We start from the raw sequence: 25,424 nt of genomic DNA on the forward strand, positions 1-25,424 counted from the left end.
GCATAATAAATAACAAGAGCGTGCCATGGATGAGTTAGTTGGGTTAGCAGTTATAGCAATGCTAGTTATTGCTACAGGGGCTTTGTGTGGCTTAATTGCATTAATACAATTAAACGGATTAAAGCAAGAAATTGCAGTATTGCGGGCTAAAGTAACGAAATTACAAGCCACTAAAATCGCGTCATTTAATAATGCACAGGGTGAGGTAAAAAGCCCTGAACCTAAGACTCAGGCTATGCCTATTAATACTGAGCCACCTTTAGCCATACAAAGCGCCCCCATTGGCGCGATAAAACACAAGCCGGTAGCGACTAAAAACGCTAAACCAGCCACACCTTCATTTATTACCACATTGTTTGAAAAATTACGTGCTGGGTTTGAGCAAAACTGGATGACCTGGATAGGCGCAATAGCGCTTGCTTTCGGCGGTATATTTTTAGCTAAGTACAGTTTAGAAGCTGGGCTTTTATCACCCCTAACGAGGCTTAGTTTAGGTGGCGTATTTGGGCTGAGCCTAATTGCAGTGGCAAGTTACTTACATTACAAACGTATTATTTTTGAAGGATTTAATAACTATATACCGGCAGCGCTTGCCAGTGGCGGTTTTATTACATGCTTTGCATTAGCACTTTTAGCTTATAGCTCCTACAGCATGATAAGCCCAACAGCTGCATTTATTGTACTGGCGATCATTGCTATAAGTGCCAGTGCTATGGCGCTTAAATTAGGGCCCTTGCTAGCTGTGCTGGGTATAATTGGCTCATACAGTGTGCCTATTTGGGTTAATACCGGCAGTAATAATTTATTAGCGTTATTTATGTATGTGGGCTTTGTTAGTTTGTCGGCATCGTTGGTTGCACAAAAAGTACAGCGCGCTTGGCTTTGGTACTTATTATGGGCAGGGCACATAGGCTGGTATTTAGTTGGGTTTTTAATTACAGAGTTAAAAAGCAATACACCATGGTTATTTGCAATCTTTGCATTACTGAGTATTGTTGGCTTGATTGCTTTGCCGCGTTTAGGCTTAAAATTAAAAAGCATTGAACATCGCCCGCACTCTTTAAAGCGTCTTGTAAAAGTATTACCCGATCACCTCTTATTACTCGCCTTTATAGTTCCGCTAATTTTTACCATGTCGATTAGTTATTACACTTTACCGTGGCAAACTATCGGTGTGTTGAGCATTGGATTGTTATTATTTTTAGTACTTAAAAATAGCCGCTGGGATTTATGGCAAGGGCTATCGCTTATTATCGCTACGTTAATGATTATAAGTGCAGAGCAAACAAGTTCTTTATCTACTTTTTTTGATGATGGATTATTTATATTTAAAGGCGAATACGGCTTAGGTTTATTGCTTGGTTTTGGCTTTATGGCGTACGGGCTTTATTTTGGTAAAAAACATATTAAACGTTTAGCGTTTCATATTAGTGCAGCGTTTAGCTTTTTTGTGATGATAGGTACGTTATATTCGCTTATTCCAAATAGCGCATTAAGTACTGCTTACCCTCTTTGGGCTTTTGTATTATTTGTTGTAGCGGCTATTTTAATTAAGTGTGCGCAGCATAATACAACACTATTTCAGCGTTTTACCTATTGGGTAGGGGCAAATGCTAATATTACGTTAGCAATCACCATGCTATTAAGCGACAGCGGTTTAACCATTGCCTTAGCTATTCAAGTGCTGTTAATTAGTGTGCTTATAAAACGTTTTAATGTGCCTATGCCGCATTGGCCAATTAAAGCGTTAGTGGCTGCTTTATTACTGCGCTTAACGCTTGCGCCATGGACACCAAGTTACGACGCTCTCACATTATTTGGCTTGCACTGGAGTATTATTGTTTATCCGCTGTGTACCGCATTATTTTTTGCTGCGGCTAAATGCTATAAATCATCGCAATTAAAAGTATGGTTAGAAGGGGCCGCTCTTCATTGTTTAGCGCTATTTATTACTACAGAAACAAGTTATCAGCTCGTTGGGCATTATCCACAATTTGACTCGCTTAGTTTTTATGAGCAAATATTGCTTACATGTAACTGGCTTGCGCTGGGCTGCGTTTATTTACATCGCGCTCGTATAGCAGGGAGCTTAACTAAGCTTTATCAAATTGCAGGGTGTGTATTAGCAGGCGGAGCTGGCTTTATTTCAGTTAAAACACTACTCGATGACAACCCGTTATTAAGCTCTATTTATATTGGCGAGCTCCCTGTATTTAACTGGCTATTTTTGCTTTGGTTAGTACCTGCAGGCTTAACGATTTGGTTATATTCACTTATTAAACCTATAAACGCTAAGGTAGCGCCGTTTGTACTGGGTGTTGCAGGTTTACTTGGCTTAATTGCTATTAACAGTTTTATTCGCCAATACTGGCAAGGGCCTTATATTTACCTATCAAAAGGGGCAAGTAACGCAGAGCTGTATAGCTATTCTATTATTTGGCTAATACTAGGCGCCGCTACGGTTATATTAGGGCACCTTAAAAATCAGTTACTCATTCAAAAAATAGGTTTAGGGTTACTCGCTGCGGTTATTGTAAAAGTGTTTTTAATTGATATGGCTAATTTAGCAGGGCTGTTAAAAGCGCTTTCGTTTATTGGCTTAGGGCTCTCATTAGTGGGGTTAAGTTGGTTATTTCAAAAGCTTAGAAGCCGCTCAAAAGTCATATAATCCCAATACTTTATAAAGCAAAGCCCAGTAAATATACTGGGCTTTTTGCTTATTTAGCTTAGCAAAAGCTAAGTAACTAATAAAATTAAGTACTGTGATTAAGCAGTGCTTTTAGCTTACCAGGCTTAATGGGTTTGCTTAAATAATGAATATTAGCGGCTTTGGTTTCTTGTTTTAGCTCGGTGTCGCGCACTGCGGTAATTAAAATAGCCGGAATATCGCCTTGCCATATTTCTCTGAGCGTTTTAATTAAAGTGATGCCATCGCACTCATTGCCTAATTGATAATCCATTAGAATTACATCTGGCGCTTTACTTTGTTTTGCATGCTCAAGCACCTTGTCTACATCGTCGAATAAGGTGTAATTGGCTTGCCACTTTTTAAGTAAGCTGGCCATAGCCGCTAGATTTTCTGGGTCGTCGTCAACGGCCACTATATTTATAGCCGCGCGGTTTTCTATTAAGCCGCTAGCGGCAGGTTTTTGTTGTACAAATTGCGCATCGCCGTAGGGTACTTCAATACTAAAGCGGCTGCCTTTGCCTGGCTCTGAGTGCACATCAAGTTCTAAGCTTAATAAATCGGCCATACGTTTTACAACACCAAGCCCGAGGCCTACACCTTTGTTGTCACCGGCTTCTATGCGGTAAAAGTCGTTAAATATTTTAGCTTGTTCTACTTCGCTAATACCTGGGCCTGTATCCCATACTTCTATTCGTAAATTGTGCTTACGGTTTCTACAGGCAATAAGTACCCGGCCTTTGTCTGTATATTTAACAGCGTTCGATACTAAGTTTTGAATAATACGACGTAGATAGGTTATATCGCTGTGCACTATTTGCTGATTTGATCGCACACTAAGCTTAAGGCCTTTATCGCTTGATAAAATAGCGTACTCACTTTGCAGTGGCGCTAAAATATCATCAATAGAAAAATGGCGCGGGGTAGGGGTCATGGCGCCTTGTTCTAGTTTGGCAATTTCTAATAATGCTGACATTAAATGCACCGTAGAATCTAGGCTATCGCCAAGCTTATCAAAGCTATTTTGATTCGTTTTATCGAGTTGTTTTTCGTCAATAGCGGCAAGGTATAAACGTGCTGCATTAAGTGGCTGCAAAATATCGTGACTCGCGAGCGCTAAAAACCGCGTTTTACTGTCGTTGGCTTGCTCTGCTTCGCGTTTGGCTAAAGTAAGTGCTTGCTCTGTTTGTACGCGGCTATCTATTTGTGCTTGTAAGTCTTTATTAATGGTTTGCACTTCTTGTGTTCGCGCTTCTATGCGGTTTTCAAGATCCATGTTTATTTCTTCAAGGGCATTTTGCGTACTAATGTGATTAGTAATATCTGAAAAGCTCGTTACAAAGCCGCCATCAGGTAGAGGGTTACCAATCATTTCGTATACTTGGCCGTTGCGGCGATGGCGTATAAAGTGATGAGAGCTGCCATTTTTCAAGTGCTGAACGCGTTTTTCTACTTGGCGGTCTATTTCGCCGGGGCCACATTCACCGCGCTCTGCGTTATATCTAATAATGTCTTGTATTGGTTGGCCTACTTCTAAAAAGCCCTCTGGGTAGCCAAACATTTCGCCGTAGCGTTTATTCCATGCAACTAGGTTTAGATCTTTATCGACAACCGAAATACCGTGGCTTAAATTTTCAAGCGAGGTATACAATAAATTTTGGTTAAATTGCAGGGCTTGTGTGGTTTCGTCAAAAAAGTTGACTACTTCTTCAAAAGCCATGCGTTTACCCGATGACACCGTATGAATAAGTGCTTGAGCAGAAGATGCACCTAATACACCGGTTAGTGCGCGCTCGCAGTAAGCTATAAATTCAGGCTCCGGGTGTCCGCTGTTGTCATTTAAATGATGAGCTAGCGCATAATGAGCTAACACTTGCTGGCTGCGCTGAATACCTAAAAAGGTTTGCAAAAGTATTTTAAAATCGTAAACCGTGGCTTTAACGTTTTTGTTTAAGCGGCGAGATAAAATAGCCTGATCTTTAGGATTAACAAATGCAGCTGCTTGAATTTTATCAATTAAGCGCTCTTCTGCTCCTAACGAAAAGCTAATGTAACAACCAATATTGGCAAACAACGCAATTAAAGTACCTCGAGTAATAAGCGTTTGTTGCAGCTCGCTATCAATCACTGCGCCAGCATCAAGTATTGGCATCATTAAAAATAATATCCAACAAATAAAACCCGCCACTAAGCCAGCATATACGCCATAAGCGTGGCCTTTTCGCCAATATAAACCACCGACAATTGAAGGTAATAACTGTGTAACCAACGAAAATGCAACTAATCCCATACTGGCCAATGCACTACTGTGACCAAACCATTGCTGATAAAAATAGGCCAAAATTAATATGCCAGCAATAGTAAAACGCCTAACAAGTAATATGCGCGATTTATAGCTACTGGTAATTAAATTACGTTTAAATTTACGACGTAGCATAAGAGGTAATACTACATCGTTTGAGATCATGGTACTTAGCGTAAGTGTTGCAACGACTATCATAGCAGTTGCAGCGCTAAGCCCGCCTATAAATACAAAGGTGGTTAAAAATGCTTGGTCGTGAATTAACGGAAGTGCTAATACAAAGCTGTCGGGGGAGAAACCTGAGCCAATATCGGGATGAATAGCAGCGGTGGCAATGGGTAAAATCATCGCGGCGGTAAGCAGTAAATAAAGCGGAAACGCCCAGCGGGCAGTAAATAAATGGCGCTTGTCTTGGTTGTCGACCACGGTTACATGAAATTGACGCGGTAAACATATAATTGCCGCAGCGGCCATGAGCGATTGGCCAATAAAGTTAAAACTAAAAAAGTTAAAATCGGCCCAGTGCTGCCAAATAGACTCGCTTATTTTGTTTGAGGTTGCCACAGGCATATTAAAAAGGGTGTAAACAGCTAGCCCTGCTACTGCAACAAGTGCAATAAGTTTTATCATCGATTCAAATGCCACAGCGAGCATTAAACCTGAACGGTACTCTGTCACATCCACTTTGCGAGTACCAAAAAATATTGCAAACATTGCCATAATTAATGTGGCCGAAAGCGCGAGCATATCGCCCGATATTTTATTACTACTTTGCAGCAGTAAAAAGCTGGTACTAAGGGCTTTTAATTGCAGCGCAATATAAGGAATAGTCGCTAATAATGCGATTAAAGTAACCATAATTGCAGTGGTTTGCCGCTTGCCATAACGCGCAGAAATAAAGTCGGCAATGGTGGTTATGTTTTGCTTTTTACTGACTAACACCAGTTTGCGTAAAAACCCTTGGCCGAAAAAAAACAACAGTGCAGGGCCTAATAATATGGGTAAATAACTCCAGCTGCTGGTGGCCGCTGTACCTACAGAACCATAGTAGGTCCACGATGTACAATAAATACCTAAAGATAATGAATATACAAAAGGGTGATGGCTTATACGCTTTGCCAATGGTGTTGTTTTATCGCCCCAGTTGGCAAGCCAAAACAGCACACCTATATAACCTAAAGCAACAATAATGAGTACGGCAGTCATGTTGTTATTAACCTTATTAGTAAAACATTTCCCTCAACCTTGAGAGCATTAACACAATACCAGAACTGGCAATAAGTGTGCGTGCAGATTTTTATTTTAAAATGCGCTTATTTTTATAATCTATTGAATATATTAAGTAAATTTATATTTGGTATTTTTATTAGACTAATGTCGCATTATTAACCAATTTGGAGCTACTGTGCTTTATAACTTCTTACCTAATACCATAACGTCATGAAAATTCTATCTTTTGTGGTTGCTTGTTGAATGCTGTTTCACAGTTTACGTAAACGTTAATAAGCTGTTACGACTATGGTCTCAATTCAATATTTAAGCTGCGTTGCTAAATTGATTAGCGAAGATAAAAAACCACCCATCGCGATACTGCGATGCTTAAAGGGGAAAATAAAAATGGCTTTTAAAGATGAAGAACAAGCAAAAGCTTATTGGGCAGAAAACATTTCACTACTGTTTAAATTACTAGCAGTGTGGTTTGTGGTCTCGTTTGGCTTTGGCATATTACTGGTAGATGTACTTAATGAAGTACGTTTTTTTGGGTTTAAACTTGGCTTCTGGTTCTCCCAGCAAGGCGCGATTTACACCTTTGTTGCTTTGATTTTTGTGTACGTTTTCAAAATGAATACGTTAGATAAAAAATACGGCGTAGACGAATAGGAGCTAAGCAATGGATGTTCAAACACTCACATTTATAATTGTTGGTTTAAGCTTTGCGCTTTATATCGGCATTGCAATTTGGGCTCGAGCGGGCTCAACTAAAGAATTTTACGTAGCGGGCGGCGGCGTACCACCACTTGCTAATGGTATGGCAACAGCTGCCGATTGGATGAGCGCCGCGTCATTTATTTCAATGGCGGGTATTATTTCGTTCGCAGGGTATGATGGCGGCGTTTACTTAATGGGGTGGACCGGCGGTTATGTATTACTCGCTATGTGTTTAGCGCCTTACTTACGTAAATTCGGCAAATTCACGGTACCTGATTTTATTGGCGACCGTTACTATTCACAAACAGCGCGTGTTGTTGCTATTTTGTGTGCCATCTTTATTTGTTTTACTTACATTGCAGGGCAAATGCGCGGCGTAGGCGTGGTATTTTCTCGCTTTTTAGAAGTAGAAATTGAAACCGGTGTATACATTGGTATGGTGATTGTATTCTTTTATGCAGTACTTGGCGGCATGAAAGGCATTACCTACACGCAAGTAGCGCAGTACTGTGTGCTTGTATTTGCTTACCTTGTTCCTGCTATTTTTATCTCGATGATGATGACAGGCCACTTCTTCCCTCAAACAGGTTTTGGCGCCACACTTATTGGCACTGACGGCGTTTATGTACTCGATAAGTTAGACGGTTTAAGTGCAGAGCTTGGCTTTGCCCAATACACCGAAGGCTCTAAGAGCATGATTGACGTATTTGCAATTACAGGTGCGTTAATGGTGGGTACTGCTGGTTTACCACATGTAATTGTTCGCTTTTTCACTGTACCTCGTGTTAAAGACACACGTATTTCAGCAGCGTGGACACTGGTATTTATTGCTATTGTTTATACCACAGCACCCGCGGTTGCCTCGTTTGCTCGTGTAAACATGATTGATACCATTAACGGTAAAGACGGCAGTGGTACAGAATACGCAGAAGCACCAGCGTGGATTAAAAACTGGGAACGCACAGGCCTTATTACCTTTGATGATAAAAACGGTGATGGCAAAATGTTCTACACAGCAGGTAAAATTGAAGATCCAAATAGCGCAAACGAAGTAAAAGTAGACCGCGATATTATGGTGCTTGCTAACCCTGAAATTGCCAACTTACCAGCATGGGTAATTGCCTTAGTAGCCGCAGGGGGTATTGCTGCAGCACTATCTACTACCGCCGGTTTACTGCTGGTTATTTCAACCTCGGTGTCGCACGATTTACTCAAGCGCACCCTTAAACCCGATATCAGCGATAAACAAGAGCTACTGGCCGCTCGATTAGCTGCGATGGTTGCCATTGTTATATCCGCGTACTTTGGTATTAATCCGCCAGGGTTTGTAGCATCGGTGGTCGCATTTGCCTTTGGTTTAGCGGCGGCGAGTTTCTTCCCAGCAATTATTATGGGTATATTCTCTAAAACAATGAACAGAGAAGGCGCAATTGCCGGCATGGTAACGGGTATTGGCTTTACCGCTGCGTATATTATCTTCTTTAAGTTTGTAAGCCCTGAGCTAAATAGTCCTGAAAATTGGTTCTTAGGTATTTCTCCAGAAGGTATAGGCCTAGTTGGTATGATTATTAACTTTGTAGTTGCAGCGACTGTACTTAAGTTTACTCAGCCAACACCTGTTGAAATTCAAGAAATGGTAGAAGGTATTCGTAATCCTAAAGGGTCGGCTGGAGCACATGCTCACTAAGCCTACGTATTTATAAAGCACCAAAAGCCCGACTTTAGTCGGGCTTTTTATTTGTATAAATAATGAGTACATTGGAGCAGTGTATACTTTTTAATGAGTGCAACAATGAGTGTAGAACAACAAGAAGTAGCCCAGTATGTGTGTATGCAAGCGCCTTTTAGTATGCTGCAAACAAGTGCATGCGAATACTTTGTAAGCCATTTAGATTGTGTTTACTTAACACGCGAAAACCAAGCACAATGGTTGCAAAGCGAAAGTCCAAAGCTCTTTTTAATTCGCTCAGGTTTGTACGACTTGGTTGATGCCAAAGGCGACGTAGTAACGCGTTTAGCGCAAGGTGACTATTTTGGTTACCCCTCGCTTTTAACCGGAGAAGCAATACAAAATAGGTTAGCGGTTCAAAAAGAGGGCATAGTGTATATGCTCAGCCAAGAGCACTTTGATTTTTTACGCCGTGAATACAAACCGTTTGAGCAATATTTTGTAAGAGCGCACGCAAACCGTTTACTCTCATCACATTATAAAAGTAAAAACGATAGCTGGTCTGAGCGTAAAATATCTGAGCTTATGACCCGTAAAGCGATAACTTTAGCGCCCGATGCGAGCATTAGGCAAAGTGCTAAAAAAATGAAAGAGCATGGCGTGTCTTCAATTATGATCACCGAACATGCCCATTTAGTCGGTGTAGTTACTGACCGCGATTTACGTAACAGGGTACTTGCCGACGAAGTAGGCCCACAAGAAGCTGTTAGCAGCATAATGACCGTTAAACCCAAGTTTATTTTTGAAAATAACCGCGTGTTTTCTGCGCTGCATTTAATGCTTAAATACAATATTCACCACTTACCTGTACTTGATGAAAACCATAAACCGTTGGGTATGCTTACTAGCACCGATTTACTACGCCAGCAAAAAAGCGACCCAGTACAGCTCATTGGCCGCATTTATAAAGCGCATACCATTACTGACTTAAAACGCTACGCAAAAGAAATTCCTGAGCTCCTACGTAGTTTTTCATACAACATTGATGATATATCACTAATAGGTAAATTATTAAGTGGTTTAACCGATGCACTAACATCGCGCCTTATTCATTTATTTCAAGAAGATAATGGTGCAGCGCCCACCAGTTTTAGCTTTATTTGTTTTGGCTCGCAAGCGCGAGAAGAGCAAACCCTGCACTCAGACCAAGACAACGGTTTACTACTGCCTGATGATTTAAGTGATGAACAACACGCTTACTTTAAACATATGGGGGAGTTTGTTTGTGAACAGTTAGTAGAGTGCGGAATTAGACGTTGCCCTGGCAATATTATGGCAAGCAGCGATTTATGCCGAATGAGTATAAGTGACTGGTGTGAGCGCTTTTTTAAATGGATAAAAAGCCCAACGCCAAACGCCATGCTTAACTGCAAAATATTTTTTGATTTGCGCTTTATTGAAGGCTCAAATGCCTTGTACAGCAGCTTTTGTGAGCAGCTTACTCGCATATCTCGCAATGAATTATTTTATGCCGCTATGGCAACTGATATAAGCAGTAACAGCGTACCGATTGGTCTATTTAACAAGTTTAAAACCGAAAAAACCGATCAAAATAATAAATACATAGATTTAAAAACACGTGGTGTGGTTATTATTAACGACATAGCAAGGTTATACGCACTTAAAGCTGGAATTAGGCGCGCTAATACACAAGAGCGATTAGATGCGCTTTTAAAGCACAGCTTACTCAGTAAAAAGGATATATATAATTTAAAAGATTGCTGGCGATTCTTAACTCAACTGCGCTTAAGTACTCAAATAAATGAAGAGGGATTGCCAAGTAACTGTATTAATCCTGATAAGTTAAACTCGCTTGAGCGCCATCAGTTAAAAGAAGCTTTTTACTTAGTTAAGCAAGCGCAGCAAGCCGCCGCGTTTAAATTTGCTCGTGGCAGTTTATAAGGCGTATTTTAGGAAAGACCATGGTAAAAAAATTGCTTAGCGAATACTTTAAAAAGCGAAATTTATTAAGTCAAAATGCGTTAACGCAGCGCTATTTAGTTATTGATTTAGAGCTAACAGGGCTTGATGCAAAACAACACGAAATTGTATCGGTAGCGTGGGTTGTAATAGATAACCAATGTATAAAAATGAGTGAGTCAAAACACTTAGTTAATAAAGATGTTAAAAGCCTAGAGCAAAGCCCTGTATATCATGGAATTAACGACGATACTTTAGCTAAAGGGCAAAGCCTTACCAGTATATTAGCGCAATTAAGCAGCCACTTTAGTGACTGTATTTTGGTGTTTCATAATGCCATACTTGATTGGGGCTTTTTAAAAGTGGCGCTAAAAAACGCAAATATTAATATTCAACCCAAACTCATCCTCGACACGCTCCATATAGAACAAAAACGCTTAATTAATCATTCATGTGATATAAAACAAGATGATTTAACCCTAAGTGCCTGCCGCACACGTTATGAGTTACCAAGCTATCATTGTCATCATGCGCTTACCGATGCACAAGCGACCGCCGAATTACTACTAGCTCAGTGCCATCAAATAAGCCGTGGTAAAGAGCTAAAAGTGAAAGAGTTAACATAGGCTTACAAATTTTAAATGCAGAGTTATCTTAATTAAGTTTGATTGATAATTAGTGATAACAGAACACACAAAAATTATTTATCTAAAAATAAATTCCTCCCTGGTTTTTATTAAGTCAATTCAGCCCCGAAAGCTCACTAAATATGATCAATCTAAACATGTAGCATTAAATCTTGCTTGATCGTATAAAGAAACTAATATGTAAATATAGATTGTCTATAATGTTAATTATTGATGGGCTAAAGTGTTTGCTCTAGATCTGTTGTAGCTCCAGAAACATCTAAATTCATTATTGTTTATTTAAAAGAGAAAAATATGAGAAATAAAATTTTAAAGTGCATCGCGTGTTCTCTAATATTTTTAATTCCAGCTGTTCAGGCAAATGACGAAGTTAAACACGTCCCTGGAATTTTTATTGGCACCACTCATTTTGATAGTGAAAGTGAATTTACCTTTGGGATTGAATATGAGTATAAATTTACTAATGAATGGGGCGCTGGAGTGGTATATGAAAGAACAAATGATGCACATCATGGCGATGGTACAGCTGTAGTTCTAGCTTCTCTTTTCTATCACCCGACTAAAAATATTCGTTTTGGGGTTGGTTTTGGTGAAGAGCGCATAGGCGGGGGGCACCCTCACAATGAAGATTTATATCGTATCAGTAGTGCTTATGATTTTCATGTTGGAGATTTTGGTATCGCACCTACTGTAGCGGTAGATTTTATTGATGACGAAGAGGCTATTGTTATTGGTTTTGCTATCACTCGACCTTTTTGATTTTTACTTTCAGCAATAATGTAAGGTTTAGCCCTAAAATTGAAGAGGTTTAAAATGTTAAGTAAGTTGTCCATTACCAGTAAAATATACTTTCTAGGTATTTCGCAAATAACATTAATGTTGATAATTGGGGTTATATCTTTAATACAGATGAATAAAATAGGTTTAGAGCTAGTTGACATAGCTGAGAGAGATATTCCTCTTAGCAATATGCTTACTACAATGTCGGAGCATAAATTAGAGCAAACAATATATTTTCAGCGGGCTTTGTTACACGAAAGTTTAGCATCAGGTGAAAGCAATGAGGAAATTGAAAATAAGCTCTCGTCGTTAACACAAAAAATTCAAAGTGAATTTAACAAATCAGAAAAATTTGTTCGTGACTCTATTGTTCAATTACATAACGAAAAGGCTAAAACAAGTTTTAAAGCCTTGGCAAATGATTTGAAGCTCCTAAATACAGAATATCAAAGTATTACAGCGAACATTAATGATGTAATTGAAGCGGTTAAAACTCAATCTGTTTCTGATTTGGGCGATAAAATAAGTATAATTGAAGTCGCAGAAGACAAATTTGAAAAAAAACTAATAGCATTACTTTCCCAAATACAACAATTTACTTTAGATTCAGCCTTAAAAGCTGAAAGTGATGAAAAGCAAGGTATTGATATAATCTTATATATATTCCTCTTCTCCGTTATTGTTGGTATGGCGTTATCATATTTTATAAGCAGAGCAATTTCTCAACCAGTAAATAGACTAAAAACTAGATTAGTTGAAATAGCAGATGGTGATGGCGATTTAACCTTAACGCTTGATGAAAGTGCCAGCGATGAAATAGGAGATACAGCAAGAGCATTCAACAAGTTTTTATTAATGCTAAGAGAAACAATCAGTGAAGCGAATATACATTTATCGCAATTAGATGATTCATCTAAATTTGCAATAAATATTATGCAACAAACAGTGACCAACGTTGACAAGCAAAGGGTTGAAACTGAAATGGTTTCAACTGCCGTTGAAGAAATGACCTGTACAACTTTAGAGGTGGCAAGTAATACTCAAAATGCATCAACAGTGACCGAGGCTGTTAAAGAGCGAGTATTAAAGGGAAAATTAGAAGCGTCTCAAGCAAAATTAGTCATTCAACGTTTAGCGACAGAAATAGATGAAGCAAGTACTGTGATAGAGAGTCTTGTAACAGAAACAAATAATATTGGCAGTGTTTTGGACACTATACAAAGCATTGCTGAGCAAACTAATTTGCTTGCTTTAAATGCTGCAATTGAGGCTGCGCGAGCTGGTGATACAGGTAGAGGCTTTGCTGTTGTTGCTGATGAAGTAAGGGCTTTAGCGCAACGAACACAAGTTTCTACTGTTGATATTCAAAGTTTGGTTACCCGTTTACAAAGTGAAGCTCAAAATGCAGTGATGAGTATGAATAAGGGAATTAGTAGTGCCGATGAGTGCCTTAAAAAGAGTACTGAAACATCAGAAATATTTGCTGATTCTGCCATTGCAGTGAACGAAATTACGGATTTGAACTTACAGATTGCTACCGCTGCAGAAGAGCAGTCGGCTGTTGTAAGTGAAATAAATCAAAACTTAATTAACATTACAGATATTGCTACAGAAACATCGACAGGAGCACAAGATACATCTGAAGCAAATGAAAGTATCGCCAGATATATTAATAACTTAAGAATTAACCTTAATAAATTTAAAGTGTAACTATCCACTTTAAATTTATTAAGGTGCTTGAAGCAATACTAACGAGGTTGTATTTTCAGGTTAGTAGAAAAGACTATATTTACCAATTAAGCCTGTATTTAGTGTTTAATGATGCAATGCTTAATTGGAACTTTGTAAAAGTCGCGCTAAAAAGTAAATATACATATTCAACTCAAACTCACTCTCTATACACTCCATATAGAACAAAAGCGCTTAATTAATTATTTATGTGATATAAAATAAGATGATTTAACCCTAAGTGCGTGTCGTGCGCGTTATGCGTTACTAAGCTATCACTGTCATCATGCGCTTATCGATGAACAAGCGCCGCCGAATTACTACTAGCGCAGTGCCATCAAATAAGCCGTGGTAAAGAGATAAAAGTGGGGGGATGTAGGTTAGCTGTAGGCGCGGTTATATGCCGCGAGAGATAAGCTATTGGCTACAATAGGAACAGTTTACTTTTATTATAATCTGTATAATTATAGGTACGCATGCTTTGTTACTATTTCGAGTAAACTTTATTTCAACTAATCATTACCTCAAGGAAAGATTATGAACCTCATTACCTTTATTTTTCTAATCTTATTCCCTGCTATCGCTTTTGCTAATTCAAGCTTACCTGCTAATCGTCATATTGCAGTGCAAGGTTATGCTGAGATATTGGTTGAACCTGATTTAGCTCAAGTTACTTTTGAAGTAATGAGCACTCAAGATACGTTACTTGAGGCTAAACGTGATCTTGATACTCAGGTTAACTTGTTACTTGAAGGCGTTGATAAATACGGTGTTGAGCTAGACGATGTTTTTGTATCTGGTTTAAAAAGCAATGTATACAATATTATTGGTACAGAAGCGGGGACTGTTTCAGACGATAAGTACTTAGCGCTAAAAACGGTTAAAGTAACCATCAACGATATTAAAAAAATAGATGGTTTTATTGAATTTGCACAAAGTATAAAAATAAATAATGGTATAGCAATCGAGAGTTTATCTTCAAAAGTAAAGTTGTTAGAGTCGCAGGCAACACAAGCTGCAGTAGATGACGCAATAGCTAAAGGAAACCTGCTCGCTAAAGCATTTGGCGCTAAACTTGGGAAAATTTACAGCATTAGTTCGAAGTCAAACCAAGTGAATTACTGCGGTAACGAAGATGATGAAAAGCACCCTGTTTCATCGAGTTATACTAGTAATTCAAATCCCTTTGAACATGAACACTATATTGATAAAACAATCAGTGCTGATTCAATAATTAGTATCTCCTCATCTATAAATGTGGTGTTTGATTTAGAAGTAGAAGATTAAGTTAAAATTTTAATTTCAAATACAGTTTCGTACTGTAAGCTGGCTTCATGTTTTTGAATAATTTGAAGGTAGCCATACTATGAGTGATGAAAGCAACACATTAAAAGCACAAACTGAGGCAAAAGTAGCTGCGGGGCGAAAGGGCAATCCTGCTTTTATGAAAGGTGTTGATGAGAGCATTGCTCAAGCAAAATCTTTTCAAGAGGGTGCTAATGCACTTGCTCTAAACCAAAACGCGCCAAACTTTGAGTTACCAAATCAACATGGGCAATCGGTGCAGTTAACCGAGTTACTTGCTAAAGGCCCCGTGGTTATTACTTTTTATCGTGGTAGTTGGTGCCCATACTGTAATTTACAGCTTAAAGCGCTTCAAGCTCGCTTACCTGAAATTCATGCATTAGGCGCACAGCTGGTGGCTATTAGCCCACAAGTGCCTGATGGATCAATGAGTGAAAGCGATATAAGTAACATGGATTTTGTAGTGCTAAGTGATCAAAATGCGGATGTTGCAGCAAGTTATGGCGTAGCATGGAAAGTCCCTACATTTTTACTCGAGCATATGCGCGTAGACCGCGGCCTTGATTTAGAGTCGCTCAATGACGGCAATGGCAGTATTTTACCTATCCCTGCCACCTTTGTTTTAAATAGCGAAGGTAGGGTAACGTGGCGTTATGTTGACGTTGATTACCGCACACGCTCAGAGCCAGAAGATATTATTAATGCATTGAAAGTACTGCAGTAAAGAATAAGTTTTAACCATGGTAAACGCCCAAAAGTAGCTGAGCTATTAAGCTACTTTTAGGTTAATTTAAAGTTTCTAATCGCTCCCTCTTATAATAATGTTTAAGGTCGATTACAATACAGCCACCTAAAAGGCATATTGCCTTTATCTGCACGTAACTAGAGTGGATTTTATATTTCATGGCAATCAAACTTGCAATTAATGGTTTTGGTCGTATTGGTCGAAATATTGTCCGCGCGTTATACGAGTCAGGTTTAAGCGACGAGATTAAAATTGTTGCGATTAACGAACTTGCTGACCCTGAAGCTATTGCTCATTTATTAAAATACGACACATCCCATGGTCGTTTTTCTTTTCCTGTAAAACTTGGTGAAGACACCATTAATGTTGCAGGCGATACCATTGCACTTTTTTGTGAAGAAAACCCAGTAGAATTACCTTGGCAAACCCTTGATGTAGATGTAGTGCTTGAATGTACTGGTGTTTATCATTCGCGTGAACACGCACAGCTACACATTACAGCGGGCGCTAAAAAGGTGTTGTTTTCGCATCCGGCTGATAACGACGTAGATGCCACCATTGTTTATGGCATAAACGACGATAAGCTTAAAAGCGAGCATACTATTGTATCTAACGGCTCGTGTACCACAAACTGTGTGGTACCCGTAATTAAAGTATTAGACGATGCGTTTAGTATTGAGTCGGGCGCTATTACTACTATTCATGCTTCTATGAACGATCAGCAAGTAATAGATGCGTATCATCATGATTTACGCCGTACTCGCGCTGCGAGTCAGTCTATTATTCCGGTAGATACAAAGCTTGCCCGTGGTATAGACCGTATTTTGCCTAAATTTAAAGGTCGCTTTGAAGCGATTGCGGTGCGTGTACCAACGATTAATGTTACAGCGATGGATTTAAGCGTAACGGTTAACGCTGATGTTGATTTAAATGCAGTTAATAATGCACTTAAAGCACAAGCGAAAGACCGCTTAGAAGGTATTTTAAGTTATACCGAAGAGCCACTTGTATCGGTTGATTTTAATCACGACCCGCATTCTTGTATTATCGATGGCACGCAAACACGTGTTAGTCATAAAAGGCTGATAAAGTTACTAGTGTGGTGTGATAATGAATGGGGTTTTGCCAATCGCATGCTCGATACTGCTCGTGCGATGATGGCTAAGTAAACGCATTTTATAATAATTTTAAATATATTTTTCAGGTTCAAGAATCGTTAACTAAGGAGATGTTCATGTCGGTCATAAAAATGGCAGATTTAGATTTAAACGGCAAACGCGTATTAATTCGTGAAGATTTAAATGTACCAGTGAAAGCAGGTAAAGTGACGTCAGATGCGCGTATTCGTGCAGCGCTACCGACTATTAAATTAGCGCTTGAGAAAGGCGCTAAAGTAATGGTTATGTCACACCTTGGCCGTCCTACTGAAGGGGAATACGATGAAGCGTTTTCGCTTGCACCTGTAGCTGATTACCTAAACGATGCCCTAGAGCAAACAGTACGTCTTGAAAAAGATTACCTAAACGGCGTTGATGTTGCCGATAACGAAGTCGTTGTATTTGAAAACGTGCGCTTTAACAAAGGCGAGAAGAAAAACGATGAAGCGTTATCAAAACAACTTGCAGCACTGTGTGATGTGTATGTAATGGATGCATTTGGTACGGCTCACCGTGCACAAGCCTCTACGCATGGCGTTGGCTTGTTTGCAGATGTAGCCTGTGCAGGACCGCTATTATCGGCTGAACTTGAAGCATTAGGTAAAGCACTTGATAACCCAGCTCGCCCATTAGTTGCTATTGTTGGTGGCTCAAAAGTATCAACTAAATTAACCGTTTTAGACTCGCTTTCTAAAATCGTTGACCAGCTAGTAACTGGCGGTGGTATTGCTAATACCTTTATTGCAGCAGCAGGTCATCCGGTTGGTAAATCACTTTACGAGGCTGATTTAATGGACGAAGCAAATCGTTTATGTGCAGCAGCTAAAGCAAACGATGGCGAAATTCCGGTTCCTACCGATGTTGTAGTAGGTAATGAGTTTTCTGACTCAGCTGTTGCTACGCTTAAAGATGTAAGCGAAGTGACAAGCGACGATATGATTTTTGATATTGGCCCAGATACAGCCAGTCAACTTGCTAAAATTATAGCAAATGCAGGTACTGTAGTGTGGAATGGCCCTGTTGGCGTATTTGAGTTTGATCAGTTTGGTAATGGCACGCGCGCTATTGCACAAGCAATTGCAAATTCAAAAGCATTTTCAATTGCTGGTGGCGGTGATACCTTAGCTGCAATTGATAAATACGGCATTGCCGATAAGGTTTCTTACATTTCTACCGGTGGTGGTGCGTTCTTAGAGTTTTTAGAAGGCAAAAAACTTCCAGCAGTAGAAATGCTAGAGTCGCGCGCTAAATAAATTTATTTAGCCGTGTAAGGTGAGGGGAAACCCTCGCCAACAATTAATTATTAAATACCTCTCACCCTAATTTAATAATTAATTTTGACGGAACTTTGCTGCGAAGCAGTGATTTTTCGTGGTGTTATTTAAACGCCAAACTAACAAATCCGTTCAAACTAGATGGTAGGAGACTGCTGTCGATAAATTGGAGAATACCCAATGGCTTTAATCAGTATGCGACAACTTTTAGATCATGCAGCTGAACACGGTTACGGCGTTCCAGCCTTTAACGTGAATAACCAAGAGCAAATGCGCGCAATAATGGAAGCGGCTGATAAAACAAACAGCCCAGTAATTGTTCAAGGATCAGCAGGCGCACGTGCTTATGCTGGTGCTCCATTTATCCGCCACATGATTTTAGCAGCCGTTGAAGAATGGCCACATATCCCCGTTGTAATGCACCAAGATCACGGCACCTCACCCGGTGTTTGCCAACGCTCAATTCAACTAGGTTTTTCATCTGTAATGATGGATGGCTCATTAATGAGCGATGGTAAAACCCCTTCAAGCTACGAATACAATGTAGAAGTAACACGCGAAACTGTTGCGATGGCGCACGCGTGTGGCGTATCGGTTGAAGGCGAGTTAGGTGTACTTGGCTCACTTGAAACAGGTGAAGCCGGCGAAGAAGATGGTGTAGGCGCAGAAGGTAAACTAACGACTGACCAAATGCTTACCGACCCTGAAGAAGCTGCAGACTTTGTAAATAAAACCCATGTTGATGCCCTTGCTATTGCTTGTGGTACTTCACACGGGGCTTACAAATTTACGCGCCCGCCAACGGATGATATTTTAGCAATTGATCGTATTAAAGAGATCCACGCACGTATTCCTGATACGCATTTAGTAATGCATGGATCGTCGTCTGTACCACAAGAGTGGTTAGAGATCATAAATCAATACGGTGGCGAAATTCCTGAAACTTACGGTGTACCAGTAGAGCAAATTGTAGAAGGTATTAAGTTTGGCGTTCGCAAGGTAAATATAGATACAGACTTACGTTTAGCCTCTACCGGTGCTATTCGCCGCCATATGGCGCTTAACCCATCTAACTTTGACCCGCGTAAATACTTAGCAGACGCTACAAAAGCAATGACAGAGATTTGTGTAGCGCGTTACAACTCGTTTGGCACAGCAGGGCAGGCAAGTAAAATTAAGCCAATTTCACTCGATGAAATGCACCTTAAATACTTAAGCGGCGAACTAGACCCAAAAATTAGATAATACGCTCTTATAAGCGATTTTTTCAAAAGCCAGTAACTTAGTTGCTGGCTTTTTTAATGCCTATTAATTTTATTATGCTGAGATCACTGTATTACTAACACGGTTATTTGGGATCACGCATTTACTAACACATCTAATTTTGGATCATCAATTTACTAAGCACAGCCTATATTAAGGCGGTTTTGGCATTATAAATAATCAGATCGTTTTTTATTTATACAAATAATCAGTTGCTTAGCGTTTTTACTAAGTAAAACTCTGATCTCAACACCGATCAGCTTGGTAAAATTCTGATCTTTCACTTAGCTCTTAGTAAAAAGCCGATCTATTTTTTGAGCGAATGGTTACATGCATCCATTAATGTTGGGCAAAAGCAAAAGTTTATAAGCTAAGTTAGTAAAGTGATGATCCCATTAAAAAGATCTGTTTATCCTAAACGAAATAAAACTGTCATCGCTTTAAAATATGTTTTTAACGGCATTAATAATTAAAATGTTTTTAAAAATATGACGTTAATGAGGGTTTTTGTCACTAATTTGTATTTTTTTTACCACGATTTTAATTTACACGTTACACTTTCATAAAAATGTCATACTTAGTCATAATAATGAAAACTAATTCGATAGCGTAAGAGATAATTTGGAATGTCACGTAAAGTACTAGTCGTAGATGACGAAGCTCCTATCAGGGAGATGTTGGTTTTTGTTTTAGAGCAAAATGGATTTCAGGCAATTGAAGCAGAAGATTACGACTCTGCCATTGCTGCAATGGTAGAACCTTACCCAGACATGGTTTTACTTGATTGGATGTTGCCAGGCGGCAGCGGTATTCAAATTGCTAAAAAGTTTAAGCAAAGTGAATATACTCGTCAAATTCCTATAATTATGCTTACTGCTCGCGGCGAAGAAGAAGATAAAGTACGCGGCCTTGAAGTTGGCGCAGATGATTACGTGACTAAACCGTTTTCACCTAAAGAGCTTATGGCGCGTATTAAAGCGGTTATTCGCCGTGTTTCGCCAACGTCATTAGAAGAAGCGATAGAAGTTCATGGTCTTCGTTTAGATCCTATCTCGCATCGTGTAACCTCTGAGGGAAGCGAGCTTGATATGGGCCCAACCGAATTTAGATTATTACACTTTTTTATGACCCACCCAGAGCGTGTGTATAGCCGTGAACAACTGCTAGATCATGTTTGGGGTACTAACGTATACGTTGAAGACCGTACTGTTGATGTGCATATTCGTCGCTTGCGTAAAGCGATTGCACCACTTGGACATGACCGTTTAGTACAAACTGTACGTGGCGCAGGTTATCGTTTTTCAAGCAAATTATAACGTACTTACAGCTTTGCTTGCTTGTAAAGTACTACTCTAAGGTAAAGTGAGTGTATGTATCGAGTTGTTAACAAGCAGGCGTTAGCAAAGCGCCTGTTTATTTATTTTTTACCCTTACTATTAATTGGTGTGCTAGTTGGCGCACCATTTTTGCTTTTATTTTTAGGCACAACTTCCCTTCTTGTATGGCACTACCATCAACTTTATCGTTTGAGTGATTGGCTCTTAAATCAACGCAGCTTTAATCCGCCTGAGGGTGAGGGCGCGTGGGAGCAAGTGTTTGAAGGTATATATCATTTACAACATCGCAATCGTAAAAAGCGTAACGAACTTGCTGATTTAATTAGGCGATTTCGTGATGGCGCTGAAGCGGTACCCGACGCAGTTGTAGTACTACAAAACGATTTAAGTATTGTGTGGTGTAATCAGTTGGCGCTTAAGGTATTAGGCCTGCAATGGCCTACAGATCATGGTCAGCGCTTAGATAACTTAATACGCGAACCTAAATTTGCAAAATACATGCACCGTGGTCAGTTTGAGGAGCCATTAGAACTTGATAATGGTCATGCAATAGAGCAAGTGCTTGAGTTTAGGGTAATGCCGTACGCAAGTACTCAGCTTATGGTTGTTGTACGTGATGTAACACGTTTAAAGCAGCTTGAACAAATGCGCAAAGACTTTGTTGCCAATGTATCGCACGAGCTGCGCACGCCGCTTACGGTAGTGACAGGTTACCTAGAAATGATGGATGGCGATATGATGCCACCACCAGCTATGTGGAATAAAGCGCAAAATACCATGCTTGAGCAATGTAAGCGCATGGATAGCTTAGTTAATCAGCTTCTATCGCTATCGCGAATTGAAGGCGCTCGTCGTCAAGACAGCGATAAAGCAGTAAATGTACCTCAGCTACTTGGTTATATTCAAACCGAAGCGCAATCGATTAACCAAGATAAAGGCCACGAACTAATTTTTAATATAGATACCACTTTAGATATTAAAGGGGCAGAGGATGAGCTACGCAGCGCATTTTCTAACTTAGTATTTAACGCAATTCATTACACTAAACCCGGTGGAAAAATTGAAGTAACTTGGCAGCGTAAAAATAATCATGCCTGTTTTAGCGTAAATGATAATGGCGATGGTATTGCGCCTGAGCATATAAACCGTTTAACCGAGCGCTTTTACCGCGTAGATAAAGCTCGCAGTAGAACAACAGGTGGCTCAGGTTTAGGGCTTGCGATCACAAAACATGTGCTTACAAGGCATGATAGCCAATTAAATATTAGTAGCGTAGTTGGTAAAGGGTCTTGTTTTTCTTTTGAATTTTCAATAGATAAGATAGTTCCACAAGCGTAAAAAATCAAAGTCATAAAAGTGTCATTTAAGAGTAATGTAACTGTCATCTACTCACTTTAGAGTAGACGGCAGTTAGGAAATGGGACGAACAAATCGGAGAACCCCACATGAAATTTAAAAATTTAGTTGCCGCAATGGGTGTGGCTGTTACAACTTTAGTATCTGCGCAGGCTGTTGCACTTGATAACGCAATTCCTGAATATCAAAAAATTAACGGTGTTTCAGGTAACTTTTCATCTGTAGGTTCTGACACTTTAGCCAACATGATGACTTTTTGGGCTGAAGAGTACAAGCGTATTTACCCAAATGTAAACATTCAAATTCAGGCTGCAGGTTCTTCAACTGCTCCACCGGCTCTAACCGAAGGTACCTCAAACATGGGACCTATGAGCCGTAAAATGAAATCAAAAGAAATCGAAGCGTTCGAAAAGCGTTACGGTTACAAACCAACTGAAGTACGTGTAGCAATTGATGCACTCGCGGTATTTGTACACAAAGATAACCCAATTGAAGGCTTACGCATTGACCAAGTTGATGCTGTTTTTTCTTCTACTCGTAAATGTGGTGCATCTGAGCAAGTTAACCGTTGGAGTGATGTTGGCTTAACTGGCGACTGGGCTGCAAAAGATATCCAATTATACGGACGTAACTCTGTATCTGGTACTTACGGTTACTTTAAAAAGAAAGCACTGTGTAAAGGTGATTTCCGTAACAACGTAAACGAGCAACCTGGTTCTGCATCTGTAGTGCAGTCAATCTCTTCGTCATTAAACGCTATTGGTTACTCAGGTATTGGTTACAAAACGTCAGGTGTACGTACTGTGCCACTAGCTAAAAAAGGCACTAACTTTGTAGATGCAACACTTGAAAACGTTGCGCAAGGTAAATACCCTCTGTCGCGCTTTTTATACCTTTATGTAAACAAGCACCCTAATAAGCCACTTTCGCCAATTGAAGCTGAGTTCTTAAAAATGGTACTTTCTAAAGACGGTCAACAAATCGTTGAAAAAGATGGTTACGTACCACTATCAGCTAAGTTAGTAGAAGTTGAACTTAAAAAGCTTGGTTTATAATATAAATTATTAGCTAATAAAAAAACCGCTCAATGAGCGGTTTTTTTGTATCTATAATCTAAAGCTAAATTATATATTACCTAATTTTTCGGCTTGTATTTTACACTGGTTATAGCTTTCTACACATTTAGCTGAGCATACTTGCTTTTTTAAGCTTTGGGCTGTTGTTTGTTGCTCACAGCTGGTTTCGCACTGATAGTTTTGTTGAGCACACTGCTTCATCTCAGGGTTTTCAATTTGGTTTTGACAACCAGCTAATAATACGAAGGTTAGGGCAACTACGCTTGATTTTATTAAAGTTTGCATGCTTATCTTATCCTTAAAGTCGCTCGCTAAAGTGTTAAACCATCCCGCAATCATACTTAATCATTTTGTGGGGCTAAACGTGTCGCTACCTGCGTAAAAAATTCTTATTTACGATTGCGTGGATGCAGAAGGTAGAGCAATGCAGAAGCAATTGCCCAAAACAACCAAATAGCAAATTTATTGCCTAACTATCAACACGTTTTTCCACCCTCACAATAGATCACTTAATTAAGCGAACGGGTATTAAATAACAACTTGTAAGTTGTCTATTAATCTAACACTGCCTAAAAAGGCTGCGGCTAAAATAACAAATTGTGTATCATCGAGTGTAGCAGCTTTTAATGTATCTCGTTGAGCTATCTCAAAATAGTCAGGTTTTAAACCTGCCACTTCTAAGTTTTGCTTAGCGCTATTACTTAGCGCAATAAAATCTTTATTACCGTTTTTTATTTGCTCTGCGCACTCGTTTAAGGTTTTAAAAAGTACTGTAGCCGTCGCTTTTTGAGCAGCCGATAGGTAACCGTTACGCGAGCTCATGGCAAGGCCTGATACTTCTCGCATCGTAGGAACACCAATAACTTCAACCGGTATTGATAAGTCGCGAGTCATGGTTTTAATAACTTGCAGTTGCTGGAAGTCTTTTTCACCAAAGCAGGCATAATCTGGTTGTACTAAATTAAATAGCTTAGTAACCACCGTTGCGACACCTCTAAAGTGCCCTGGGCGTGAGCCTCCGCAATAGCCCATAGACACATCAGGTACGTCAACAAAGCTCTGTGCGCCTAAACCGTTAGGGTAAATGGTCTCTACGTTTGGGGTAAATACAATATCTGTTTCAAGGTCGGCAAGACCTTGTTTATCTTCATTGAGTGTACGCGGGTAGTTATCTAAATCTTCATTTGCGCCAAATTGCATTGGGTTTACAAAAATGCTTACGACTACCTTATCGGCCAATGTTTTTGCTTTTTCTACAAGCGAAAAATGGCCGCGGTGTAAGTTACCCATGGTGGGCACTAATGCCACGCTAAGACCTGCTTGGCGCCATGCTTTGATTTGACTACGTAATGATTTGATTTCTGTAATTGACTGCATTATTTAAACTCGTGTTCGGCGCTAGGGAACGCGCCACTTTTAACGTCTGTACAATATTTTTGAACGGCTTGTGGCATGTTGCCAGTTTCGAGCAAAAAGTTTTTAGAAAATTTAGGGATGTAACCTGCTGAAATACCCACAAGGTCGTGCATTACTAATATTTGACCATCGGTTAAACTTCCTGCGCCAATACCAATAGTAGGTATGTTAATCGCATCAGTAATACGTTTAGCAAGGGCACTTGGAATACATTCTAGTACTAATAATTGCGCGCCAGCAGCTTCAAGCGCTTTTGCATCATCAATCATTTTTTGTGCTTTGTCGTCTTCACGGCCTTGAATTTTAAAACCACCAAATACATGCACTGATTGAGGTGTTAGTCCTAAATGACCACATACCGGAATACCTTGCTGAGTGAGCGTTTTAATGCTGTCGTATAGCCATTCGCCACCTTCAAGTTTTACCATGTTAGCGCCAGCACGCATTAGCTCTGCGGCATTCTTACAGGTGTCACTTACACTTGAATAGGTCATAAACGGTAAATCGGCAATAACAAATAGCTCACGGCTACCTGCGCGTACACAACGTGTGTGATAGGCGATATCTTGATTAGTTACACCAAGCGTGTCGTCGCCACCTTGAAGTACCATACCTAAAGAATCACCCACTAAAATAACTTCTACGCCGTTATCATGAAATAACTTAGCAAAGCTGGCATCGTAGGCCGTTAGCGCAGTGATTTTGTTATTTTCTGCTTTCATTTTATTTAAAGTAGACACGGTTATTTTAGACATAATATTCCTCGCAGGCTAA

19 protein-coding genes and 1 pseudogene are annotated in these 25,424 nt (G+C 39.7%); 16 read left to right on the forward strand and 4 right to left on the reverse strand.

Going from position 1 to position 25,424, the window contains the following annotated elements:
• Positions 1-25: 25 nt before the first annotated feature.
• Positions 26-2,668 carry a DUF2339 domain-containing protein gene (locus tag J8L73_RS00715; RefSeq protein WP_211014225.1) on the forward strand — a complete coding sequence of 881 codons (2,643 nt, stop codon included), beginning with the start codon at positions 26-28 and terminating at the stop codon, positions 2,666-2,668.
• Between the two features lie 85 nt (positions 2,669-2,753).
• Here J8L73_RS00715 and J8L73_RS00720 read toward each other — a convergent pair whose 3' ends face one another.
• Positions 2,754-6,194 (reverse strand): PAS-domain containing protein, encoded by a 3,441-nt coding sequence (locus J8L73_RS00720; RefSeq protein WP_211014227.1) that lies wholly within the window; start codon positions 6,192-6,194, stop codon positions 2,754-2,756.
• Positions 6,195-6,605: 411 nt separating this feature from the next.
• Between J8L73_RS00720 and J8L73_RS00725 the strand changes: the two genes are divergently transcribed.
• From J8L73_RS00725 to J8L73_RS00790, 15 genes and pseudogenes are all read left to right on the forward strand, one after another.
• A complete protein-coding gene (locus J8L73_RS00725; RefSeq protein ID WP_004586074.1) occupies positions 6,606-6,869 on the forward strand; it encodes a DUF4212 domain-containing protein in 264 nt (87 codons plus the stop codon).
• 10 nt (positions 6,870-6,879) lie between these two features.
• Complete coding sequence (locus J8L73_RS00730; RefSeq protein ID WP_058547129.1) at positions 6,880-8,604, forward strand: sodium:solute symporter family protein; 1,725 nt, start codon at positions 6,880-6,882, stop codon at positions 8,602-8,604.
• Between the two features lie 105 nt (positions 8,605-8,709).
• Entirely contained in the window at positions 8,710-10,548 is a 1,839-nt protein-coding gene (locus tag J8L73_RS00735) for a DUF294 nucleotidyltransferase-like domain-containing protein (protein WP_211014229.1), read from the forward strand.
• Positions 10,549-10,568: 20 nt separating this feature from the next.
• Positions 10,569-11,192 (forward strand): 3'-5' exonuclease, encoded by a 624-nt coding sequence (locus tag J8L73_RS00740; RefSeq protein WP_211014231.1) that lies wholly within the window; start codon positions 10,569-10,571, stop codon positions 11,190-11,192.
• A gap of 315 nt (positions 11,193-11,507) precedes the next feature.
• Positions 11,508-11,972: a hypothetical protein gene (locus J8L73_RS00745; RefSeq protein WP_211014233.1), complete on the forward strand. Its 465-nt coding sequence runs from the start codon at positions 11,508-11,510 to the stop codon at positions 11,970-11,972.
• 54 nt (positions 11,973-12,026) lie between these two features.
• On the forward strand, positions 12,027-13,703 hold the full coding sequence (locus J8L73_RS00750; protein ID WP_247659531.1) for a methyl-accepting chemotaxis protein: 1,677 nt from the start codon (positions 12,027-12,029) through the stop codon (positions 13,701-13,703).
• Positions 13,704-13,801: 98 nt separating this feature from the next.
• Positions 13,802-14,137, forward strand: a pseudogene (locus J8L73_RS19215) (hypothetical protein); the annotation flags it as partial.
• A gap of 121 nt (positions 14,138-14,258) precedes the next feature.
• Positions 14,259-15,008, forward strand: a complete 750-nt coding sequence (locus tag J8L73_RS00755; protein WP_210999073.1) for an SIMPL domain-containing protein — start codon at positions 14,259-14,261, stop codon at positions 15,006-15,008.
• Positions 15,009-15,087: 79 nt separating this feature from the next.
• On the forward strand, positions 15,088-15,750 hold the full coding sequence (locus J8L73_RS00760) for a peroxiredoxin-like family protein (RefSeq protein ID WP_210999074.1): 663 nt from the start codon (positions 15,088-15,090) through the stop codon (positions 15,748-15,750).
• Positions 15,751-15,929: 179 nt separating this feature from the next.
• Positions 15,930-16,940 carry an erythrose-4-phosphate dehydrogenase gene (epd, locus tag J8L73_RS00765; protein WP_210999075.1) on the forward strand — a complete coding sequence of 337 codons (1,011 nt, stop codon included), beginning with the start codon at positions 15,930-15,932 and terminating at the stop codon, positions 16,938-16,940.
• A gap of 65 nt (positions 16,941-17,005) precedes the next feature.
• Positions 17,006-18,181: a phosphoglycerate kinase gene (locus J8L73_RS00770; protein WP_210999076.1), complete on the forward strand. Its 1,176-nt coding sequence runs from the start codon at positions 17,006-17,008 to the stop codon at positions 18,179-18,181.
• 201 nt (positions 18,182-18,382) lie between these two features.
• Positions 18,383-19,447 carry a class II fructose-bisphosphate aldolase gene (gene fba / locus J8L73_RS00775; protein ID WP_211014235.1) on the forward strand — a complete coding sequence of 355 codons (1,065 nt, stop codon included), beginning with the start codon at positions 18,383-18,385 and terminating at the stop codon, positions 19,445-19,447.
• A gap of 644 nt (positions 19,448-20,091) precedes the next feature.
• Positions 20,092-20,781 carry a phosphate regulon transcriptional regulator PhoB gene (phoB, locus tag J8L73_RS00780; protein ID WP_058547137.1) on the forward strand — a complete coding sequence of 230 codons (690 nt, stop codon included), beginning with the start codon at positions 20,092-20,094 and terminating at the stop codon, positions 20,779-20,781.
• Between the two features lie 54 nt (positions 20,782-20,835).
• Complete coding sequence (gene phoR / locus J8L73_RS00785; protein ID WP_210999078.1) at positions 20,836-22,140, forward strand: phosphate regulon sensor histidine kinase PhoR; 1,305 nt, start codon at positions 20,836-20,838, stop codon at positions 22,138-22,140.
• Between the two features lie 107 nt (positions 22,141-22,247).
• Complete coding sequence (locus tag J8L73_RS00790; RefSeq protein WP_210999079.1) at positions 22,248-23,213, forward strand: phosphate ABC transporter substrate-binding protein PstS family protein; 966 nt, start codon at positions 22,248-22,250, stop codon at positions 23,211-23,213.
• A gap of 69 nt (positions 23,214-23,282) precedes the next feature.
• On the opposite strand, the gene J8L73_RS00795 is transcribed toward J8L73_RS00790, so the two are convergent.
• From J8L73_RS00795 to panB, 3 genes are all read right to left on the reverse strand, one after another.
• Positions 23,283-23,519: a hypothetical protein gene (locus J8L73_RS00795; RefSeq protein ID WP_210999080.1), complete on the reverse strand. Its 237-nt coding sequence runs from the start codon at positions 23,517-23,519 to the stop codon at positions 23,283-23,285.
• A 243-nt stretch (positions 23,520-23,762) separates the two neighbouring features.
• Complete coding sequence (gene panC, locus J8L73_RS00800; RefSeq protein ID WP_211014237.1) at positions 23,763-24,611, reverse strand: pantoate--beta-alanine ligase; 849 nt, start codon at positions 24,609-24,611, stop codon at positions 23,763-23,765.
• Positions 24,611-25,405 carry a 3-methyl-2-oxobutanoate hydroxymethyltransferase gene (gene panB / locus J8L73_RS00805; RefSeq protein ID WP_138683340.1) on the reverse strand — a complete coding sequence of 265 codons (795 nt, stop codon included), beginning with the start codon at positions 25,403-25,405 and terminating at the stop codon, positions 24,611-24,613. Before panB ends, panC begins: the two co-directional genes overlap by 1 nt.
• Positions 25,406-25,424 lie beyond the last annotated feature (19 nt).

Source organism: Pseudoalteromonas sp. MMG006 (genome assembly GCF_018101025.1).
In the GTDB taxonomy this organism is placed as follows: Bacteria; Pseudomonadota; Gammaproteobacteria; order Enterobacterales; family Alteromonadaceae; genus Pseudoalteromonas.

Excerpts from the sequence above, each read along its gene's own strand:
- J8L73_RS00715 (WP_211014225.1), top strand. The coding sequence starts at position 26 with ATGGATGAGTTAGTTGGGTTAGCAGTTATAGCAATGCTAGTTATTGCT.
- J8L73_RS00720 (WP_211014227.1), bottom strand. The coding sequence starts at position 6,194 with ATGACTGCCGTACTCATTATTGTTGCTTTAGGTTATATAGGTGTGCTG.
- J8L73_RS00725 (WP_004586074.1), top strand. The coding sequence starts at position 6,606 with ATGGCTTTTAAAGATGAAGAACAAGCAAAAGCTTATTGGGCAGAAAAC.
- J8L73_RS00730 (WP_058547129.1), top strand. The coding sequence starts at position 6,880 with ATGGATGTTCAAACACTCACATTTATAATTGTTGGTTTAAGCTTTGCG.
- J8L73_RS00735 (WP_211014229.1), top strand. The coding sequence starts at position 8,710 with ATGAGTGTAGAACAACAAGAAGTAGCCCAGTATGTGTGTATGCAAGCG.
- J8L73_RS00740 (WP_211014231.1), top strand. The coding sequence starts at position 10,569 with ATGGTAAAAAAATTGCTTAGCGAATACTTTAAAAAGCGAAATTTATTA.
- J8L73_RS00745 (WP_211014233.1), top strand. The coding sequence starts at position 11,508 with ATGAGAAATAAAATTTTAAAGTGCATCGCGTGTTCTCTAATATTTTTA.
- J8L73_RS00750 (WP_247659531.1), top strand. The coding sequence starts at position 12,027 with ATGTTAAGTAAGTTGTCCATTACCAGTAAAATATACTTTCTAGGTATT.
- J8L73_RS00755 (WP_210999073.1), top strand. The coding sequence starts at position 14,259 with ATGAACCTCATTACCTTTATTTTTCTAATCTTATTCCCTGCTATCGCT.
- J8L73_RS00760 (WP_210999074.1), top strand. The coding sequence starts at position 15,088 with ATGAGTGATGAAAGCAACACATTAAAAGCACAAACTGAGGCAAAAGTA.
- epd (WP_210999075.1), top strand. The coding sequence starts at position 15,930 with ATGGCAATCAAACTTGCAATTAATGGTTTTGGTCGTATTGGTCGAAAT.
- J8L73_RS00770 (WP_210999076.1), top strand. The coding sequence starts at position 17,006 with ATGTCGGTCATAAAAATGGCAGATTTAGATTTAAACGGCAAACGCGTA.
- fba (WP_211014235.1), top strand. The coding sequence starts at position 18,383 with ATGGCTTTAATCAGTATGCGACAACTTTTAGATCATGCAGCTGAACAC.
- phoB (WP_058547137.1), top strand. The coding sequence starts at position 20,092 with ATGTCACGTAAAGTACTAGTCGTAGATGACGAAGCTCCTATCAGGGAG.
- phoR (WP_210999078.1), top strand. The coding sequence starts at position 20,836 with ATGTATCGAGTTGTTAACAAGCAGGCGTTAGCAAAGCGCCTGTTTATT.
- J8L73_RS00790 (WP_210999079.1), top strand. The coding sequence starts at position 22,248 with ATGAAATTTAAAAATTTAGTTGCCGCAATGGGTGTGGCTGTTACAACT.
- J8L73_RS00795 (WP_210999080.1), bottom strand. The coding sequence starts at position 23,519 with ATGCAAACTTTAATAAAATCAAGCGTAGTTGCCCTAACCTTCGTATTA.
- panC (WP_211014237.1), bottom strand. The coding sequence starts at position 24,611 with ATGCAGTCAATTACAGAAATCAAATCATTACGTAGTCAAATCAAAGCA.
- panB (WP_138683340.1), bottom strand. The coding sequence starts at position 25,405 with ATGTCTAAAATAACCGTGTCTACTTTAAATAAAATGAAAGCAGAAAAT.